General features: G+C 58.7%; 14 protein-coding genes. 6 read left to right on the top strand and 8 right to left on the bottom strand.

Going from position 1 to position 20592, the window contains the following annotated elements; all coding sequences use genetic code 11:
- Positions 1 to 14: 14 nt before the first annotated feature.
- From leuC to RPS27_RS03225, 4 genes are all read right to left on the bottom strand, one after another.
- Positions 15 to 1424, bottom strand: a complete 1410-nt coding sequence (gene leuC, locus RPS27_RS03240) for a 3-isopropylmalate dehydratase large subunit (RefSeq protein ID WP_128929990.1) — start codon at positions 1422 to 1424, stop codon at positions 15 to 17.
- 316 nt (positions 1425 to 1740) lie between these two features.
- Positions 1741 to 2811, bottom strand: coding sequence for a cupin domain-containing protein (locus tag RPS27_RS03235; protein ID WP_128929991.1), 1071 nt, complete (start codon positions 2809 to 2811; stop codon positions 1741 to 1743).
- A 96-nt stretch (positions 2812 to 2907) separates the two neighbouring features.
- The gene (locus RPS27_RS03230) at positions 2908 to 3816 is read right to left on the bottom strand and encodes a fumarylacetoacetate hydrolase family protein (RefSeq protein WP_128929992.1); all 909 of its coding nucleotides are present in this window, start codon (positions 3814 to 3816) and stop codon (positions 2908 to 2910) included.
- A 63-nt stretch (positions 3817 to 3879) separates the two neighbouring features.
- Complete coding sequence (locus RPS27_RS03225; protein ID WP_164933583.1) at positions 3880 to 5991, bottom strand: alpha/beta hydrolase fold domain-containing protein; 2112 nt, start codon at positions 5989 to 5991, stop codon at positions 3880 to 3882.
- A gap of 495 nt (positions 5992 to 6486) precedes the next feature.
- Here RPS27_RS03225 and RPS27_RS03220 point away from each other — a divergent pair, with 495 nt between their 5' ends.
- The gene (locus tag RPS27_RS03220) at positions 6487 to 7230 is read left to right on the top strand and encodes an SDR family NAD(P)-dependent oxidoreductase (protein ID WP_128929994.1); all 744 of its coding nucleotides are present in this window, start codon (positions 6487 to 6489) and stop codon (positions 7228 to 7230) included.
- 233 nt (positions 7231 to 7463) lie between these two features.
- On the opposite strand, the gene RPS27_RS03215 is transcribed toward RPS27_RS03220, so the two are convergent.
- From RPS27_RS03215 to RPS27_RS03200, 4 genes are all read right to left on the bottom strand, one after another.
- Positions 7464 to 8420, bottom strand: coding sequence for a fumarylacetoacetate hydrolase family protein (locus tag RPS27_RS03215; protein WP_164933584.1), 957 nt, complete (start codon positions 8418 to 8420; stop codon positions 7464 to 7466).
- A 458-nt stretch (positions 8421 to 8878) separates the two neighbouring features.
- Entirely contained in the window at positions 8879 to 9883 is a 1005-nt protein-coding gene (locus RPS27_RS03210) for an IclR family transcriptional regulator (protein ID WP_128929996.1), read from the bottom strand.
- 312 nt (positions 9884 to 10195) lie between these two features.
- Positions 10196 to 11536 (bottom strand): Na+/H+ antiporter NhaA, encoded by a 1341-nt coding sequence (nhaA, locus tag RPS27_RS03205; RefSeq protein ID WP_128929997.1) that lies wholly within the window; start codon positions 11534 to 11536, stop codon positions 10196 to 10198.
- Positions 11537 to 11702: 166 nt separating this feature from the next.
- Positions 11703 to 12350: a PadR family transcriptional regulator gene (locus RPS27_RS03200; RefSeq protein ID WP_128929998.1), complete on the bottom strand. Its 648-nt coding sequence runs from the start codon at positions 12348 to 12350 to the stop codon at positions 11703 to 11705.
- 440 nt (positions 12351 to 12790) lie between these two features.
- Here RPS27_RS03200 and RPS27_RS03195 point away from each other — a divergent pair, with 440 nt between their 5' ends.
- From RPS27_RS03195 to RPS27_RS03175, 5 genes are read left to right on the top strand one after another with little or no spacing between them, the layout of a single operon-like run.
- Positions 12791 to 14473, top strand: coding sequence for an FAD-dependent oxidoreductase (locus tag RPS27_RS03195; RefSeq protein ID WP_164933585.1), 1683 nt, complete (start codon positions 12791 to 12793; stop codon positions 14471 to 14473).
- The gene (locus RPS27_RS03190) at positions 14470 to 15351 is read left to right on the top strand and encodes an SDR family oxidoreductase (RefSeq protein WP_128930000.1); all 882 of its coding nucleotides are present in this window, start codon (positions 14470 to 14472) and stop codon (positions 15349 to 15351) included. The genes RPS27_RS03195 and RPS27_RS03190 overlap by 4 nt, the downstream gene beginning before the upstream one ends.
- A gap of 51 nt (positions 15352 to 15402) precedes the next feature.
- On the top strand, positions 15403 to 18858 hold the full coding sequence (locus RPS27_RS03185; protein ID WP_164933586.1) for an indolepyruvate ferredoxin oxidoreductase family protein: 3456 nt from the start codon (positions 15403 to 15405) through the stop codon (positions 18856 to 18858).
- Between the two features lie 15 nt (positions 18859 to 18873).
- Positions 18874 to 19005, top strand: a complete 132-nt coding sequence (locus tag RPS27_RS03180) for a hypothetical protein (RefSeq protein ID WP_276575769.1) — start codon at positions 18874 to 18876, stop codon at positions 19003 to 19005.
- Between the two features lie 13 nt (positions 19006 to 19018).
- Positions 19019 to 20344 carry a carotenoid oxygenase family protein gene (locus RPS27_RS03175; RefSeq protein WP_206733113.1) on the top strand — a complete coding sequence of 442 codons (1326 nt, stop codon included), beginning with the start codon at positions 19019 to 19021 and terminating at the stop codon, positions 20342 to 20344.
- Positions 20345 to 20592 lie beyond the last annotated feature (248 nt).

Here is a 20592-nt window from a genome sequence, read left to right as displayed (position 1 = left end):
AATTCTCCGGCGGCCTAGGTTAAGTACCTTCTGACGTCCGTTACCGCCCCGGCAATCGCAGCGGCGGCCACCGAGGCGGGACTGGCTAGGTGGGTGCGACTCTTTTGGCCTTGGCGCCCCTCGAAATTGCGGTTCGACGTAGAGATGCAACGCTTACCGGGTCCTACAAAGTCATCATTGATGGCGACGCACATGGAACATCCGGCCTCCCGCCACTCAAACCCAGCTTCCAGGAAGACTTTGTCGAGCCCCAGAGATTCAGCGGCATGTTTAACCTGCGCTGAGCCGGGTACCACAAGCGCGCGTACATGCGAAGCGACCTTGCGCCCCCGCACGACTTCGGCGGCAGCCTCTATATCGGAAAGGCGGCTGTTGGTGCATGAACCGATAAACGCCACGTCGACGGTGAGCCCTTCGAGAGACTGACCGGCCTCAAGACCGAGATAAGTCAGCGAACGGTCCATTGCGGCGCGACGCGCAAGGTCGTTAACCGCCGCGGGATCAGGAATCGGATCGCTGACGCTGCCAACATCCTCGGGGGTCGTCCCCCAGGTGACCTGCGGGCCGATGCTCGTGCAATCAACATCGACCTCTCGATCGAAAACCGCTTCTGGGTCGGTCGGGAGCGAACGCCAGTAAGCCAATGACTGTTCCCACATTTCTCCCTTGGGCGAATAAGGCAGATCGTGGAGATATTCGAATGTGACGTCATCGGCAGCTATAAGTCCAGCTCTCGCACCGAACTCGATCGACATATTGCAGATGGTTTGGCGTTCTTCTATCGACAAAGACCGTATGACGCTGCCGGCATATTCCACAGCGTAGCCACGTCCCGCCGCAACGCCGATCTGACCAATCAATCTCAAAATGAGATCCTTGGCGTATACCCCTCGGTTGAGCTTGCCTTCGAAATTGATACGCATGCGTTTCGGCCGCCGCTGGACGATTGTCTGGGTCGCGAGCACATGCTCCACCTCGCTGGTGCCAATGCCCCAAGCCCAACAACCAAGTCCTCCACACGTTGCCGTATGGCTGTCGCCGCATACCAGTGTTGTGCCGGGCAAGACGATGCCGAGCTCAGGTGCGATTACATGGACAATGCCTTGCCGAGGATCGTCAACATCAATGAGTTCAATCTTATGAGCCTGACAATTTTCACGTAACAGCTGCACGAATTCCCGACCACCAGCGAACGTCTCTCCCGTACGACCTTTCGCCGTGGAAAGGATGTGATCGACAACAGCATAGGTCAGTTCGGGATTACGGGTCTTGCGGCCAGCACGCTTCAAGCCCTCGAAGGCGGCAGCCGATGTGCATTCATGAACCATGTGCCGGTCCACATGAAGAAGAAACACGCCATCTTCAATCTCCCGGATAACATGCGACAGCCAGATCTTGTCGAACAGAGTTTCGCTGTTTGCCATGGCGCTAATCGACTTGTCCCAAGGGGCTTGAATTCTCACGAGGTGAGCGAGCCGTACACGAGCTTTGGGAAGTTAAGAACCTCGGACATTGCCCAATAGGAGAAAATTGCAAACACCCCTTTTGCCCGGCTAGCAAATCGATGCTGTGCGTCAGATGCGCTTAAGTACTCGCGGTCCACGCAAAATAGAACGATCGGCCTGCATCAGGCCTGCGCTATCTACAAGAGCAACTTTCTGGAAACGCGGAGCGAGCCAACGGGTATTGCCTGCGCAAACAACTACGCCGGGCACAACGATTGCAAGAGGCGAAAGCTGCCTATTGACGTCCGTTCGGATGATCTTCTTGGCGAGCCAAACCGAAAGGTTCCAATATAGGCTGATCGCTTGTCCGGAACAGAATCGATTTCTCATACGCAATATATTCGCACCACGACCAAGCCGGCTCTGCGATCACATCGCGCTCTGACCATTCGTGCTTGACGCCATCGATAATGGTGGCACCGCTTCCCTTCGCAACAACACAAAGACTACTCGATGTGCGTCGTCGTGCCTTCGAGTGGAAGCCTTTACGGAATCCGTTCACGTGACAGGCGATTGTCGGCATGACATGCCCACCCGTGATAGGATTTACGTATTCGTAAACGACACCCTCGTACGGGTCATCATCGTCGCGGTCCAGTCCGGCTTGTATCATTGCTTCGGCGGCAGCCCATTTGTACACCAACTGGGGCGAGGCCGGCGGTTGCGCGCGCGTCCGACCTTGTAGCATTCCGAGCGCGCCAATATCTTCGTAAGAGCCCACAGTATTGGTATAGGGTTCTAAGGATTTGCTAGGATGCATCTCGAAACAATCGGCTCGCATGTATGAAACGAATGGGGTATCGAGCGCATCGAACCAAACCATTGGCTCCGTCCCGCCATTGTGCGCGTGACTATGCCAGCACCCTCCAGGCGTGAGCAAAAGATCAAGCTCGTGCATATCCGCGCGCGTGCCATCGACGACCGTGAACGCACCACTTCCCGACAAGATGAAGCGCAGCGCTGAATAGGTGTGCCGGTGCGCCGGTGCGACTTCGCCAGGTAGGATCATCTGCAACGCGCCATTGAGCGTAGGCGTTGCTGCTGCGGACCGTGGCATCCCGGGATTCTCAAACAGAAGAATTCGGCGCTCAGTGCCCGGCCCGGCCAATGATGTCTTAACAGCTTCCTCGAACTCAGCGTGCAAGTCGCGCCACCGCCATACATGGCCGCGCGCCTTGTAGCCCATCTCTTCGGCGACCCCGCTGGTATTCCAGATGGGAATGATACTCAGCCGCTTCATACGATCGGCCCGCTCGGCTGTGGGATCGGCATGTTTCGGATCTGGCTGAGCCGTGCTGTTCGACATTTTGGTTCCTCAACTTTAGTTCGAGCTTGCCGCCACGCTGCGGTTGATTAGACCTGCCGGCTAGCATGAAATTGCAGGACGAGGACTGCGCCTCCTCTAATTTTTGGCTATGCGCGGTGATCGGAGCATTTCGTCCGCCGACCAATCGCCGGCCTCGATCAGGAGCGTCATTTCGCCAATATCCTGTACGCCAACGACGACGCGGTCGCCCGGTACAATTTCGGATACTCCTTCGGGAGTGCCGCTCATGATGATGTCGCCGGGATGAAGTGTATAATAGGCGGACGCGAACGCGATCAGCTTGGGAACCGACCATATGAGGTGTCGCGTATTCGATCGCTGCTTCTCCTTGCCGTTTATGCTCAGATAAAGGTCAAGAACCCCGGGATCGGGAATCTCATCTCGCGTAACCAACCAGGGTCCCAAGACGGAATAGGTGTCGATTGATTTCCGCAGGCTCCGCTCTTCGGGACCACGGACAACCGCGTCGACAGCAACGGCGTACCCAGCGACATACTGCAAGGCGTCTGCCTGCGGGATGTTGCGACCCCGTCGACCTATAACAACACCCAACTCGGCTTCGGGGTCGTGCCTTCGCGTCGGATCGCCCAGTCTGATCAGCGATCCCGGGCCCACTAGCGAACTATTGGCCTTCAAAAAAAGACCGGCTCTGTCGATCGTCTGAACCTCCGATCGGCCCTGCCGCAATTCTTGATTGTTCGTCCCCTCGTCGAGATGGAGCTGATAGTTGACAGGGGCAGCGATGATCTTAGACGGATTAGCGACGGGGCTATCAAGCCGAACCGAGCTCACGGGAATGCGTCGAGCGCGCCCGGCCAGCTCCTGTGCCTTGGCGATGACGCGGTCCAAATGCTCGATCATGATGTCGTGCTGCGGAAACGGCCACTTGAGGCTGGGCAGCACGTCCAGCGCCTCGGTAACGACGAGAATTTCGCCATCTCGCACGATACCAAGCTGATTTCCATCGAAACGACAGAGCCGCATATTATTCTCTCCTATCCAGATAGAGCGGTTAGGGCAGCCAAGCCGCCGGCTTATGCCCTAACCCTATGGCGTCGCCCCGACGTAAGTGTTGGAGTGGGCGTGGCGCCGAATCGCGCGAAAGAACTCGTCCGTCTCCGGCAGAAACTCGAACAGCGCAAAACTATGAATGCTATCGTCGAACAAGTGCAGTTCGGCATCTCCGCCCGCCGATTTAGCAGCAGCGACCAATGCACGAGCGTCGTCAGCGAGGGCTTCTCCACGCGCCGCAAAGACGCGCATCGGTGGTAGCCCGGCAAGATTTCCGCGAAGCGGCGAAATGGCGGGATCATCGGGCTCTCGGTCTTGGATGAACGCACCAGCCAAAGTCAGTAGTCGCCGCCGGGTCATCCAGGGCTCGGTTCGTCTATTGCCGTCGATACTGGCCGCCGTCAGCGTGAGATCGGCAAAGGGCGACAGGAGATAAAGGGCGGCGGGCCGAGTGACATTCTCGTGACGGAGCTTTGCGGCGAGACTTAAAGCAAGACCACCGCCCGAGCATTCGCCACTGACTGCAACTGGGTCTGCGCGCCGCGAAAGCCACGCAAAGGCCGCTCGCACATCCTCCTGCATTTGCATTGGCGTATGTTCCGGGACAAGTCGGAACTCGGGTACCAACGCCCAGCCACCGATCGCGCGCGCTAGACCAGCTGCAAGCAAAACCGAGCTCTTAGCCGAACCAAACACATATCCTCCCCCATGAAGATGAAGAACGGCAGGACCACTTTTCCCGCCGGGGGGAATGACGCATAACGCAGGCACCCCGTCGCAGTCGACGGTTTCTACCGACACATCCTCTGGCAACGCACATAGACTCGACATGAACCGCTCGTAAGCAGCCCGTTCGCTCATCCAGTCTTCATCTTCGAACTTGAGAGCATTCGACCAAAGATCGAACGCGCGGGCGGCGGCCGGCCGCGACGGCCGCACCAATGGACTGGCGTTAAACAGGTCGAATGGCTTGTTTGATTCGGCGACTTCATCATAGCCATAGAGCCACGCAAACCGCTCATACCCAGCTTGGTCGAGCTTCAGCATGCCCCGCCCCATCCGTCCGTAAGCCGCCTGACGCTCGGGTGCCTTTTCATGAAATGCCGTAAGATCGCCGCGACTTTGGTGAAGCAACCGAGTGGTCCGCGGCTTCCGCCGCGCTTGAAACTCGGAAAAAGCGGCTTCCAAGTTGCTCCCGCTCCGGTGCAAACAAGCCGCCAACGCCACCGAATCTTCGAGCGCCATCGCCGCACCGGAGCCGGATGTCGGCAGCACCGGGTGGGCCGCGTCGCCAATCAGAACTATTCGCCCGCGATGCCATTCTGGCAGGGGATAACGATAATTGATCGCCGTGATGAAAGCTTCGGTTACAGCCTCAGTGATCTCTCGGACGTCTTTGCAGGCGTCCTTAAATGAGGCGCGCAAATCCGCGACATCCCCAGCTGTGGCCCAGTCCTCACGATGGATCTCATCGGCAGGTACGTAGAAGGCTGCATAAAACTGTTTGCCGCGACGAATCGGATAGCAAACCACGTGGCGACCCGCACCGCTCCACACATTGGTATCCAATGTTAGCGCTTTGCTGAGAAGCGTCGTTGGTAGAACGGTCCGCCAGGCGAGGAGGCCCGTAGATATCGACTCGCTTTCTCCAAAAATTGCGCTTCGCACCTTGGAACGCAGGCCATCGGCTCCGATTAGGAGATCGCCAAGAACAGCCTCACCCCTCTCGAGAATGACGGTAACACTTCGATCATCTTGCTTCACATCGACAACAGAGCAGTTGAGCCGGATCTCCGTTCCGTCCAAATGTCTTGCAAGAGCGTCGATCAAATCGCGGCGATGCGTCTTGTAAAGCGGGGCGCCATACAGCTTGGCTCCCGCTTCGCCCAGTTGGGTGCGATTGCGTACCTCACCGCTCACCATATCATAAAATGTAATCGTCTCGGGCGGCTCATCCGAGCGCTTTATCTCCGCCGCAATGCCCAGCGATTCAAGAACGCGCATAGCATGAGGTCCAAGGACAACACCTGCTCCAACCTCGCTTAACTCCGCCGCTCGCTCGATGACGGTCACGTCGATGCCGTTACGACGCAAAGCAACCGCCGTAGCCAGTCCGGCCACTCCGGCTCCGACAATCAGGGCACGCATAGCCATCCTCCCGTAGTTGGACATCTGTGACCGATATCCTTTATTCGCAGGTTAAGCTCACCAGTCGTCGAACCGACCAGAGCGCTGCGGGTTAAGGCGAGCTTTCCGGGCTACTCACTGCCCGGTCAATCATCGACCTACGTCGCGCTGCCGCCTTGTCATTTTGGTAAACGTGTTTCCTATTCTGTCGTTTGTCAAGCAGCGCCCAGTCCTGGCGGCAAACCCCAAGCCAAACTCTTTCCGTCGCACAAGTATGCGGCGCAGTATTGTCCTATTCCGCTAGTCGCACCGATTGTAAGTTCCGGCGATACCCTCAAGCCCTGCGGCATGCATACGCCCGCCGCTACACAACTTTTGCTGACCTATGAAACAGCTGATCTCTCCTGTTCGGTGCAGCTTTCCACTATGCGGGGCCGTTCAAAGCGCACCGCCGCCACATAGCAGTGCGACGTGCACCAATCGATGCGACCCTGCTGCGAGCGAGGTTAAACAATAATGGCTGGCCGTCTGGCTGGACGTCACATTTTGATCTCGGGCGGCGGAAGCGGAATCGGCCATGCCACCGCCATGCGATGCGCCGAGGAAGGAGCGGTGGTGACTGTTGTCGGACGGCGGCTCGATTGCTTGAAAGAGGTCGCCAGGTTGACGCGAGGACACGCTATTGCGGCGGATCTTACCGACGAGGCGCAAGCATTTGCCGCGGTGAACGACGCCGCGGCCCTTATGGGCTGTCTCGATGGTATCATCAATTGCGTCGGCAATGCCGAGGCCGCTGTTCTAGAAGATATCGACTTAGCTCGTTGGGACGCGAGTCTTCGCACCAACCTTACGTCTCACTACCTGGTCTGCAGAGCAGCATTGCCACATCTTCGAAAGACTCGAGCAGCAGCCATCGTCAACGTGTCGGCACTGGCAGGTATACGACCCGGTGTAAGCAGCGCGGCGTACGGAGCCGCAAAGGCCGGCGTCATCCAATTTACCAAGACACTTGCTGCCCAGTTGGCGCCCGATATACGAGTGAACTGCGTCTGCCCGGGGGCCGTCGATACTGAGATGATGGACCGATTTTTGGCCGGAAAGTCAGCCTCGCAACAAGACGCTTTTCTGGCGAGGTACGCGCTGAGGCGGCTGGCAATTCCCCTAGAAATAGCAAATCTCTTGCTGTTCCTGGTCAGTTCGGAGGCTCAGTACATCACAGGCAGCAACTATGTCTGCGACGGAGGTCGGGCCTATCAGTGATAGGGAGGTCCTACCGAACGGAACTTGTCACCTGTCCAGTCGACACTGGATCATGACGGCTAGGCTAAGGCTGGCACGCTTGGATAAGGCGACCAGCCTAATTTGCAGATGAGATCGGGCCTAGACAGGCCCGCGATGGCTCGGTGTCGACAGAGCAGGCATGGCGCGCTGCCAAGCCCGCTCAGCCCTTTTGAAAGATCTGACAGTGCGAACCGCGGGTCGGACCGCTTGAACTAGGTCGGCAGCCGCGAATTCGCGGGGACGATCCGCGGCGGCCCCAGAGCGCCACGCTGGGTGCGCGGCTTCTTCACGAAGTCTGCAAACTCGGCATCGACGCCGTATGGCCAGCTGCGCTTGAGAGGGTCCTCCACTAACGTCGTCAGCCGACCGAGCCCCGTTATTTCCTGAACGATGGTATCGCCATGCTGCATCGGACCTAAACCCTGACGGTTGCAGCCTGTCGCGATTATATCGCCTGGGAAGAACGTATTGAACATCGAGGCCTTGTGAATGAGCGCCGGGATTCGATGGGCCATGTCACTTGTGTGGTAGTCCTGCCGTAGCTCGCCGTTGGCCCAAAGCCGGACCTGCAGATCGTGAGGGTCCCGCACTTCATCCTTTGTCACGACCAAGGGACCAAGAGGCGCAAACGTATCCCAATTCTTTTGCGTGAAAAATGACATCTGACCGTTCGACAATATGCCGCGTGCGGACCCGTCTTGAACGATCGTGTATCCAAAAACATAATCCAACGCTTCGCTCTCCGAGACGTCCTTGCAGGTCTTGCCTATGACCACGCCTAGTTCCAATTCGTGATGGACGATGGTCACTTCGACCTTAGGAAGAATCATTGTGTCGCCATCGCCAATGATCGCAGATGGCGATTTGTGAAAGAACTCAAGATCGCTGATATTGCCTTCGATCCCCTCTTTATAGTTCGCTGCGGCGCACAGAATTTTAGATGGTCGCGGCAGCGGCGCTCTCAGCCGCACTTCGGAGACTGGGCGGCCCTTCGTGCGCGACACGTAATCCTCCAAGAGCGGCCGGTAGGTCGCCCAGTTAGTCATCAGACCTTCCATCAGGTATTGAGGCCCGCATTTCGCGAGCGCGGAAACCGGCTTTGTGATGTCGACAATTTCATTCTCTTTGATTGCCCCGGGTATGAACTCGTTGAACAAAGCTAGTTTCATCGAAGTACTCCTCGCATCCCGCTGAAAGCCGCCGCCTAAGGTGCATAAACCAAGGCGCATCCGACGCTGCACGTCGCGACCGACGCAATGTCACTAGGCGTCAAACCCACCAATCAAAATAGTATGGAATTTTGCAAGCGCTGGAACAGCGCAATTTTTTACTCGAATTGCACAGCGAAGCACCGAATACTCTGATGTAAAGCATGGCAGGTCGGGGCTTGCATGACGGTAAGGAGAGCGGCCTCGGAAAGGCGACCGGACCGTAGCTCGCGGCCAAGTCTCTGACGGGAGGGGAGTGAAGGAGCGAGCCCGCCACCTGCGCTCGGCTTCACCTCGTCTGCGGCCATTGGCTTCCATGACCGAATGTGGACGCTGCGGCGCGGCGTGTCGAGCGGCAAGCCAATGATTGGACTTCCACAACATTCGTCCAACTGCTGGCTCTTGCGAGACCAATGCTCCTAAGTTGGCGGCTCGGCTAGGCCGCCCAGGCGCCGCGAAGCTGCTTGCGCGGCGGCGCGGAGCTTCTTTTGAAGTGCAGGTTCGCTATTGATGGACGAACCATGGACTGACCCAAAAAACGTGAGGGCCATTGGCACACGGCCGCGATGATCGAAAATCGGCGCTGCTGTGGTTTCCAATCCTAGTCTGATGACTGTGGGAAATACGGGGTCGAGCAGACCATTGCGTTGCTGCGATGGAACCGATGCTGAGAGACCGAACTCGCGAACCGCCGCACACATGCGCGTCACGTCCTGGCGCCGAATCTGCTGTTCGGGGTTCTCGCGATTCCACACGGCAAGCTCTTGCTTCACCAGCGGGGCAATTTCCCCTCCCTCGCGATAGGCCATGAGCACGCGCCCGGTTGCCGACCATAAGAGCGGGAGCACGCGGCCTTCGTCGATCCGGAAATGATAGCCCAAGCGTCCGGATTGCCAACGCACCACCGTCGGACCAAATGAGCCCCAAACGGAGAGATGTCCGTCAAAGCCGGTCTCCTCACTGAAGGCGACGAGCGCATCCACGCCGATCCGAATGTGATCCAATTGACCGAGGGCAACCAATCCTAATTCGACAACGGCTTGCCCCAAAGCGTAATGGCCTGATCTGACGTCCTGCTCCATAAAGCCCGCCGCGAGCAGGCTTGACAAATACCTATGAGCCCGGCTCGGGCTGAGTCCGCTGACGGTGGCAACATCCTTAAGCGGAAGCGGCCGGCGCTCCTTCGCGATCGCCTGTAGCATTGATAGACCAACGAGCATGGCACGGATGCCGTTGCCGGCCTCTTCCCCGTCCTCCCGTTCACGCAGCGGCATTCCCTTTGACCGGAGCCTGCCGCCAGCTGGAAGGCCCTTAGCTTTTTTCGGATCCGAGCGGAGGTTCTTTTTTCGGGCCATGTCTTTGATAGCGGTGGCTGCGCCGTGGTTCGGATCAAGATCGTTATTCGGTTCCGTGCCGTGCTTCAAGCGGCGGTCGGTTGAGACTTGGGGAGCGAGTGGCTAAAAGCCCGAGAGAAACTAACCGGCCGCTGGGCTGTTTCAAGCGCCAGGCACAACTGGGCAGCCTATCAAGATTACTGCCGGCTGAATGGCCGTGTGAGAGCGCAAACTTTGGTAGCTCCTCTGCTGGAGTAGCCGATCTGGAAGCGCAAAAGAGCCGATGTCGCCCTGCGCGGTGGCAGGTTTTGCTAGGCTACGTCGGATCAACAAACCGGACCGATGATCGTGACAGCGACGATATCGCGGGCCGTGCCGAGCCTGGAAGGACACGAACCGACGTCACGAACGTCGCACGTAGAAGGCGCCCCAGCCAAGGCCGAGCGTCACGGCTATGGCCGAGCCCAACAACACGCCCAATTTTGCTGCCCTTAAAAAACCTTCACTGGAGAAGGCCAGCATCGAGATGAAGATGGACATGGTGAAGCCGATGCCCGCTAGCAGTCCGACGAGAAAGACGCCGCCCCAAGAAACCCCGGGAGCAAGGCAGCAGAACCCCGATCGTACGGCGATCCAGGCCGCTCCGAAAATGCCAAGCGGCTTTCCCACTATCAAAGCAAGTGCGGTGCCCATCGTCACCAGCAGGCCGGCAGCGGGTAGATCCGCGCCCTTTATGCTGACCCCCGAATTCGCCAGCGCAAACATTGGCATCACTCCGTAAGCTACCCACGGATGAAGTACCATCTGCACGCGCGACGCGGGCGGCAAAATCTCACGGTGAGCTATGCGAAGGTCGCGCAACGGCTGCTGCAACAAATGCAGATCTCCTGTTTTCATCGCATCGCCAGTTTTCAACTGTCCGAGCGCTTGCGACGCCACCTCCAGCGGAGGTTCTCGCATCGCTATGGGGCGAGCCGGAGTCATCAACCCGAGCACCACTCCAGCAAGTGTTGGGTGGACCCCGGCAACGAACAATCCGACCCAAACCAACAAACCTGGCACCACATATGGCGATGCCGCACCGATCCCCATCCGCTGGAATCCCAAGACCCCGAGAACGCCAACGGCTGCGATAGCAAGGCCGCCTAATTGCAGAGTTTCGGTGTAAAAGACGGCGATGATCAAAATCGCAATGATGTCGTCGATGATCGCTAGAGCGAGTAGGAACACTCGCACATTGACCGGGATTCTTCGTCCAAGCAGGGCGAGGACGCCAACAGCAAAGGCGATGTCCGTCGCGGTCGGCACGGCCCAGCCGTGTCCCCGAGCAGCATCATTGTTGAGGCTTAGATAGATAAGCGCGGGAACGAGGACGCCACCGGCCGAAGCAATCAGCGGCAGAACGGCCTGGTCAAAGCGGCTCAGTGCGCCCTCATGAACCTCCCGCCGAATCTCCATGCCCACAACAAGGAAGAAGACGGTCATCAATGCGTCATTCACCCAGAAATGCAGCGACTGGGAAAAGACGTACTCACCAAGGCCAATGGTGACAGGGAGAGTCCAAAAGAGGTGGTAACTCGGGGCCGCGGTCGAATTCGCCCAGATCAAGGCCGCGGCTGCTGCAACGAGAAGCACCGCGCCGCTTACTGCCTCAATATGCAGAAATCGGTTAAGTGTGTTCGCAGCCTGTTCTGCCAATCGCTGAGCTGTCGGAAGATCGCCGAATTTAGGATCGTGGTTCATAGGCGCAGATCGTCCGCGTGGCGGCCCGACCATCGCGTTACCTGACGCCGCCCCAATGCAGCGAACACCCATGCGTCCCTATACAGGGTAATGGTGGCAATTCAACGTCGGGACGAGACCCTGGAACAAGGGCCAGCGGCAGATGGCTGTAAACTGCCGAGGGTCTTCATTTTGACTGTGCTCTAGATGCCTTGGCTGGCTCAGTGGCGCGCGACAATTCGCCGGCCAATTTTCGATAGGCTTCCATAGCCGTCAGCTTCAGGTCGCGCGAGAGTCGAATGGCAGATAGCAGGCAGAATTGGCGATGATTGCTCTGTGCCGGCTCCGGCAAACGGAAACGATCAACAAAATCGACCAAGTGTAGGTTGATGGCCGCTATCTCTCCTTCAACGAGCTCGATTTGCCGGTTGAGCACGGCCACAGCTTCACTGGGCGGAAGCAACCGCAATGCCGCCATCTTTACGCTGAACTCGTCCCGGACAGGCACATGGGTCGGACCTTTTCTCGCCCACTCCTTGAGAGCTTCGAGGCCGCGCTCCGTAACCTCGTAGACCTTCTTGTCCGGTTTGCTTTCCTGCGCAATGTCCTCGAACGTGACATAGCCGTGTTCCGCTAGCAGCTGCAGCGTCGGATAGACTTGGCTGTGCTTGGCCTCCCACATGTAATTGCGCGGGGGGCCCATCAATTGAGTCAGCTCATAACCGGTATGAGGATGGTGGGCCAAGCTCGTCAGAATGACATAACCAAGCGTCGGAATTGCTGGAGGAGTTGCCGCAGGGGCCTTCCGTTTTACGGTCGTCTTCTTCTTCGCCATCGCTAGTTCCAAGCTCGCCTAATCTCCAAGCACAATCACGCTCTTACGGAGCATTCAGTGACCTTGCCCTGACCCTGCATAGTCTGGAGGGCGAGCTTTTACCATCGGCAACATTTGACATATGCACATTCGCCTGTTACTCACATATGTAATATATGACATATGGAGGAAATCGATGCTTCCCGGCGTCGAATGCCCACTAAGCCCCGTTGCGCAGCCGGCGTTCGGGTTATTGCGAGGGCCTCTGAAGAATGAGTGGCATGCCCGCAGAGGGACGTTCCGGAGAGCAGCGCGCCCGGCCAATTCTCAAAAATGCAGGGCAGGGGCATGCCTCTTGGAAAGCCTCGGTCGCTGCCGAAACACCACCTCTAGCGCCGCAGCCCATTGACCGGTGCGGCCAGACGGTCTCCGGCGAGCAGTTCAATTCAGGAGGAATGTCCGTGGAAACGATCGATACGCCCGTCTTGATAGTCGGCGGAGGGCCGGTCGGCTTGTCGCTTGCAATCGATCTCGGTTGGCGCGGTGTCGAAGCGCTGCTCATAGAGCAGGAGCGGCCGACGGCCCGGATGGTTCATCCTCGCATGGACAATGTCGGCATTCGCACTATGGAATTCTGCCGACGCTGGGGAATTGTCGAGGCCATCGAAATGGCCGGGTTTCCTCGCGATCTGCCGGTCAGCATCGTCTATGCGACGGGGGTCCTCGGCCACGAACTGGCGCGCGATGTCTACCCTGATAAAGCGCACGCGGTCCCGCCACCGTTTAGCCCGCAAAAGCACGAGCTATGCCCTCAAAATTTTTTCGACCCCGTACTCCAGAACGCAGCTTCGAGCTACTCGACCAACCAGTTGCTGTATCAGCACCGCCTAGAGGAATTCGAGGACAAGGGCGACCACGTCATCGCTCACGTGCGCCCGCTGCTTGGTGGCGAACCACTATGCGTGCGTGCGCAGTACCTTGCCGCCTGCGATGGGGCAAGCAGCACAGTCGCACAGCGACTCTCGCTTGGTCCGACAAACAGCAAGGTATTGAGTTGTAGCACGAACATCTTCGTTCGGTGTCCGGCTCTGGCGCAGAAGACGCTCGCCCAACGGGCGTATCGGTACGTGTTAGTCGGGCCTGAGGGGGTTTGGGGAAGCTTCGTCAATATAGACGGGCGCGATACCTGGCGGCTTCAACTGCTCGGCGACGAGACCTGGCCCAATTGGAGCGAGGCGCAGATCAACACTTTTGTGCGACGAGGAATCGGAGCCGATGTTGACTACGAGGTGCTCTCTTGGTTGCCGTGGTCCCGTCGTGAGATCACTGCGCCGAAGTTCAGCTCCGGGCGCTGCTTCCTCGTCGGCGATTCGGCCCATCAGCTCTCTCCGACCGGCGGATACGGCATGAATACGGGCATTGCCGAGGCGGTTGATCTGTCATGGAAGATCGCAGCTGTGTTGGAGGGGTGGGGCGGCCCCACACTCCTGGAAAGCTACGACACAGAGCGGCGCCCGATCGCCATGCGCAACGTGTCGCAGGCGTCCGCGAACCTAGCCGCGATGCGCTCGGTTCCTCCAGAGCCGATGCTGCTCGACCAAGGCCCTGCGGGCGAGACGGCGCGGCGCGCAACAGGAGCCTATACCCAGCAGGCCATGCAGCGGGAATGGAGGTCGTTCGGAATTCATCTTGGGGCGGTCTATCGCAATTCGCCGATCGTCGTCGCTGAATCGTTCGAACGAGCCGAGCCCGATGTCGCGAACTTCGTGCAAGTAGCCGAGGCCGGCGGCCGCGCACCTCATGTTTGGCTCTCGCCGGGCCACTCCACGTTAGACTTATTCGGTCGTGGGTTCGTGCTGCTGGAGTTCGCATCGGAGGTGGGTGCTGCTGTGGGCGGTCTGACCCGTGCGGCGCACGCGGTTGGGCTGCCAATCCGTCATCAGCTCATCCCGGAGCCAAACACCATCGCCGTCTACGGGCGCCGCTACGCTTTGGTCCGCCCGGACGGACACATCAGCTGGATTGGGGACGCTATTCCTGAAGAGCCGGCGCGGCTCATTGATCGCATCCGCGGCGCGGGCGGCGTGCAGGGCACGTCGGCATTAAGAACGCTTCCCTTGAGCATGGGCAGCGTGGCCTCATGAGTCTGACCGGCAAAACCCTGTTCATTACCGGCGCAAGCCGAGGCATTGGGCTCGCCATTGCGCTGCGAGCCGCGCAAGACGGCGCCAACGTTGCAATTGCAGCCAAGACTGTCGAGGCGCACCGGCATCTTCCCGGCACGATCTATTCTGCCGCCGAAGCCATCGAGCGAGCTGGGGGCAGGGCGTTGCCGCTGGCCGTCGACGTCCGTGATGAATCCTCCGTCGAGGCCGGCGTTGCCCAAGCGGCAAAGACGTTCGGCGGCATCGACATTTGCATCAATAATGCATCAGCGATCCATCTGGCCGGCACCCTACAAACGGATATCCGGCGCTTCGACTTGATGGCTCAAGTCAACGCACGCGGGACCTTCATCACTACCAAGGCATGCCTTCCGCACCTGATGAAGGCAGCTAATCCGCATGTCTTGATGATATCTCCGCCGCTTGACATGACGCCCAAGTGGTTCGCGCCGCACACCGCCTACACCATGGCGAAGTTCGGCATGAGCATGTGCGTGCTCGGCATGAGCGCGGAATTTGCCGATCGCGGTATTGCTGTCAATGCTCTCTGGCCCCGAACCGCCATTGCGACGGCTGCCATCCAATTTGCATTGCTCGGAGAGAACGGAATGCGTCATTGCCGCAAGCCGGAGAGCATGGCCGACGCAGCCCATGCCATCCTCTCAAAGCCTGCGCGCGCCTTCACGGGCAACTTTCTGATTGACGACACGGTGCTCTATGACGAGGGGGTGCGCGAGTTTACGCATTATAGCGTGGATCCGGCGCTGCCTTTGATGGGAGACATGTTCGTTCCGGGCGACTTGCCGGCCCCACCCGGCGTGCAGATCAGCTCCGCTATCGATACCGCACGGAGCTAATGCCGGCGTGCCGGAAAGTCTTTTGCGCCAGCGCATCCAATGGAGTTGCGAATGAGTAATTCCTCTATCTCGCTCGATGATCGTTATTCCAAGCGCGGCGGAACAGTTCTCCTCGGCGGAGTGCAGGCGCTCGTCCGCCTGATGCTATTACAGGCCGAGCGAGATCGGATGAATGGCTTGTCGAGCGCGGGTTTCGTCAGCGGTTATCGGGGTTCACCCCTTGGTACGCTCGATGCCGCGTTTGCCTCTGCGAAGCGGCTAACGAGCGACCAAAAGATTGTGGTGCAGCCGGCGGTCAATGAAGAACTCGCGGCCACCGCCGTGGCCGGTACGCAGCAGATCCATCAATCACCCGGCGCCCGGGTCGATGGTGTTTTTGCGTTGTGGTACGGCAAGGGCCCTGGACTGGATCGCGCGGCGGACGCGATTAGGCACGGCAACTCGCAAGGTTCTTCGCCGAACGGCGGGGTGGTCGTCGCCGTGGGTGACGATCATCTGGCAAAATCCTCAACGGTCGCCTGCTACAGCGACGAGACTGTCGCCAGTCTCCTCCTCCCGCTGCTCTACCCGGCTGATCCCGGCGAGATCGTCAGCTATGGACTCCACGGCTTTGCCATGTCGCGGCTGACGGGATCTTGGGTTGCGCTAAAAGTGCTGACGGAAGTGGCCGACAGTACACGCACCGTGCCGGCCGCAGAATTAGGTAATTTGCCCGTTCGGCCCGACGTCACTGTGCCGGACATTGGCCTGCATAACCGCTGGCCTGACTTGCCGCTCGATCAGGAACGGCGGCAGCATGAATTCCGTTTGCCGGCTGCGCTTGCTTATGTCCGGGCAAACGGTCTCGATCGCGTCGCGGTGAGGCCTAAGGACGCGCGGGTCGGTTTCGTCGCGGCCGGCAAATCTTGGAATGATTTGCGCGAAGCACTCGACCTGCTGGGCCTTCACGATTCACGGCTGATCGAGCTCGGGCTGGCTCTCTACAAGCCGGCGATGATCTGGCCGCTAGAGCCTCAGGGCCTCACAGCCTTTGCCGAAGGCCTGCAGGAGCTCGTCATCGTGGAGGAGAAGGCGCCGCTGATCGAGCGCCAAGTAAAGTCTATACTCTACGGCCGGTCACAGGCTCCCTCGGTTTGGGGCAAATGTGGACCGGAGCAACACCCGATGTTTTCTGCAACGGGCGATCTAACGCCCGAGCAGATTGCTGTCCAGATCGCGGCGGTCATCGCAAGGATATCCGGTGATCAGGTCGTAGCAGCACGAGGCGAACGCTTGCGCCGGCACACGAACCAACGCGGATTTGCAGATGTGCCCGCATCCCGGCGTCCATTCTTCTGTTCCGGGTGTCCGCATAACCGGTCGACAGCCGTGCCAGATGGCAGTCGAGCTCTCGCTGGGATTGGCTGCCACGGTTTAGCCGCGCGCAATCGCCCTGACACGTTCAGCTATTCCCAGATGGGCGGCGAGGGAATCCACTGGCTCGGCCTCGCTCCGTTCACCGACGAATCGCATGTGTTTTCGAATATGGGCGATGGCACGTATTTCCATTCAGGCCTGCTCGCAATCCGCCAGGCGGTCTCTGCTAAGCTGAACATCACCTACAAGCTGCTCTACAACAGTGCTGTCGCGATGACAGGCGGTCAAGCAGTCGATGGCGACCTTTCCCTCGAGCGGCTTCTGCGCCAGCTCCGGGCCGAGGGCGTCAGCACAATAATTTTGGTCACCGATGATCTGGCGTCCTATCGTGAGCATGCCGAGGTCCACTCCCTGGCGGGAGAGGTGGTGGATCGCGACGAACTTGATGCCGTACAGCTCAAATTGCGAGCCCAACCGGGTGTAAGCATCATCGTATATGACCAGATGTGTGCTACCGAGCGCCGGCGGAAACGCAAACGTGGCCAACTGAAGGAAACCAGCCGCCGCGTCTTCATCAATCAGCTGGTCTGCGAAGGCTGCGGCGATTGCTCGATCAAGTCAAACTGCCTATCCGTGGAGCCGGTCGACACTCCACTAGGTACGAAGCGAAGAATCAATCAATCGAGCTGCAACACCGATCTCAGTTGCATTCGAGGCTTCTGTCCCAGTTTCGTAACTGTCGAGGGTGCCCGTGTGAACCGCGGGCCAAAACCGCAGCTTACGATCGACCAACCATTGCTGCCCCTGGTGAGCGCTGCGCCGCCGCAACACAGCCGCATTCTTCTTGCCGGCGTAGGTGGGACCGGAATCGTGACGACGAGCGCGGTGCTGGCAATGGCCGGACACCTGGCAGGTCGAGGGGCCGCGGTGCTGGACCAGATCGGAATGGCTCAGAAGGGCGGGGCGGTTACAAGTCACGTTCATCTTGGCGGCCCCATTCATGCTTTGCGGATTCCAGCGGAGCACTGTGACCTTCTCCTGGCTTGCGACCAGATCGTCGGCAATGCATCGGACGTGATGGCATCTCTCAACCGAGGGCGGAGCCGCGTCCTCGCCAATGCTGACGTGTCCATCACTGGAGATTTCGTCACTAATCGTCAGGCCGTCGTGAATTCGAGTTTGCTGACGAGACGGCTGAGCACACAAGTTGAACCGGAACATTTCGCGGTGTTTCCCTTCACGGCTTTGGCACAATCTTTGTTCGGCGATTCGATCGCCGCCAATTTCATGATGATCGGGTGCGCTTATCAGAAAGGCTGGCTTGGCCTTAACCTTGAGGACCTCCACCAGGCGATCGAACTCAATGGCGCCGCCAAGGAGGCAAATCTCGCTGCGCTTGAGTGGGGGCGTCGGTTAGCTTCCGACCCTCAATTCGTCTTTGTTGCAGCAGGCCTGGCCGAAAAGACTGAGCAGCGCACCCCTGAGGCGGAGATCCAAGATCTTACGACATTTCTTCGCAACTATCAGAGCAATGACTACAGCCAGCGTTTCCTTGATGTCATCAACCACATCCGTGAGGCGGAGACTAAGGTTCATACTGGCCATTCGCTAACGCTGGCTGCTGCGCGATCCCTGTTCAAGCTGATGGCCTACAAGGATGAGTACGAGGTTGCCAGACTCTATACGAGCGGAGAGTTCGAGCGGGCAGTCCGATCTCAGTTTGATAGCTTCGCAAAGCTGTCAATCTATCTTGCACCGCCTTTTCTGTCTCGCCGCGACAAGACAACGGGAGAGCCGCGCAAGATCCGGTTCGGAGCTTGGATCTTGCCCGTCTTCAGAATCTTGGCGGCCTTGAAGATCTTGCGCGGAACACCCTTCGACGTCTTCGGAAGGAGCGCCGAGCGCCGCACCGAGCGTGCTCTGATCGCCGAATTCATCGATGCCTTGAACCGCTTACCCCGTCGATTGTCAGCGGCATCGCTTCCACAGGCTGTCGCCATTGCTGAGCTACCGCTCGAGGTGCGTGGCTTCGGCCACGTGAAGCAAAAGGCGATCGAATTGTTCCGGCGGCGCCTTGGGGAGGCGCTCGCAGGTTACGAAAATGCGGCGCCTCACTTGGACGCTAGCGCGCGCACTACGCTAAAGGCATGAAAACCGAGGTGACAAATGACGAAGCGTTTCCCTGACGATCCGATTTATCATGGCTTCGACGCTCCTGGCCGTGTAGAGGCACACGTGTTCGATCTTGACGTTGAAGGACGCATTCCAACCGATCTCGACGGCACCTTTTTCGTGTAGCTCCCGAACCACAATGGCCGCCGAGCTTGGCCGTGACATCTTTTTTAACGGCGATGGCATGGTTGGCGCCTTCCGTTTCAAGGATGGTCATGTCGACTTTACGTCGAAATATGTCCTGACCGACAAGTTCGTTGCGGAGCGGGCGGCGCGCCGCGCCCTCTACGGCGCCTACCGCAATCCGTTCACTGACGATCCATCGGTTGCCGGTACTATCCGAAGCACGGCCAATACCAACGTCGTCGTTCACCATGGGCTGTTGCTCGCGCTGAAGGAGGACGGACCGCCGGTCGCGATGCGGCCAGATACGCTTGAAACGATCGGTAACTACCGTTTTGACGGAAAGATGACCAGTCAGACATTTACGGCTCACCCCAAGATCGATCCGACCAATGGCGAGCTGATTGGCTTTGGTTATGCCGCCAAGGGTGTGACGACCACCGATATCGCCTATTACGTCATCGATCGCGGCGGACACGTGGTGCATGAAGCTTGGTTTAATGCGCCGCGGGCAGCGATGATACACGACTTCGCCGTGACGGAAAACTATGTCGTCTTTCCCGTGAGCTCGCTGACGTCGGACATCGAACGCCTGAAGCAGGGCGAACCGGCCTTTGCCTGGCAGCCGAATGTGGACCAAATCTATGGGGTTCTGCCCCGCCGCGGCAGCGGAAAAGATATTCGTTGGTTTACAGTGCCGACGAACGGCTTCCAGGGCCACACCATCAATGCATGGGACGAAGGACACAAAGTCTATCTCGACCTGCCCGTCGTCAATGACAACGTGTTCTGGTTCTTCCCAGAATATAGTGGGCACGTGCCTGATCCCCGGTCCCTGCGTCAAGCCATGACGAGATGGACATTTGATCTATCTAGCAACAGCCCCGTTCCTCAGGCCGAGATCTTTACCCAAACGATGGGCGAGTTCCCCCATGTGGACGAGCGTTACGCCACGCGGCCCTATCGTCATGCCTTTCTCGCCCTTATCGACCCCTTCGCTCCGTATGACGCGGATCGCTGTGGCCCGCCCTCGGTCAACGCTTTCCTCAACGGCCTCGCTCACCTGGATATAGCGACCGGAAAGAGCGAGCGCTGGCTACCCGGTCCCACCTCGTCTGTCCAAGAACCGGTGTTTGCTCCCCGATCCCCTAATGCGCCGGAGGGAGACGGCTACGTCATTGCGCTCGTCAACAGGCTCGACGAAAGGCGGAGCGGCCTCGTCATCTTGGACACTCAACATTTTGCAGATGGCCCGGTCGCAGTCGCTCACTTACCGCTGCGGCTACGCAACGGCTTGCACGGCAACTCGGTGCCTTCAAGCGAGCTCACTGCACCAAACTGACACGGCTCCACTACGGACAGCAACCAGCTGACCTCAGCCACAGGCAACCACAAGAGGATGTAACATCTCTTGTGGTGACCTGCCTGTGGCTGATTTCGCTCGTGAGGCGACCGTCGCGCCAGGGACGGCGATCTTGGACGGCCTTGCATGTTGCCGCTTCAGCATGACGGGCGTTTGATCATTCACGAACAAGCGCCCGCGCTCAACTCCAGACAAATGCTGCATGGCGCCATATGTAATAGTTGACA

Origin of the sequence: Bradyrhizobium sp. WYCCWR 12699, from assembly GCF_032144035.1 — a bacterium.
Taxonomy (GTDB): Bacteria; Pseudomonadota; Alphaproteobacteria; order Rhizobiales; family Xanthobacteraceae; genus Bradyrhizobium.
The sequence above is the reverse complement of the archived record's forward strand: the minus strand, read 5'-3'. Positions and strand labels throughout refer to the sequence as shown.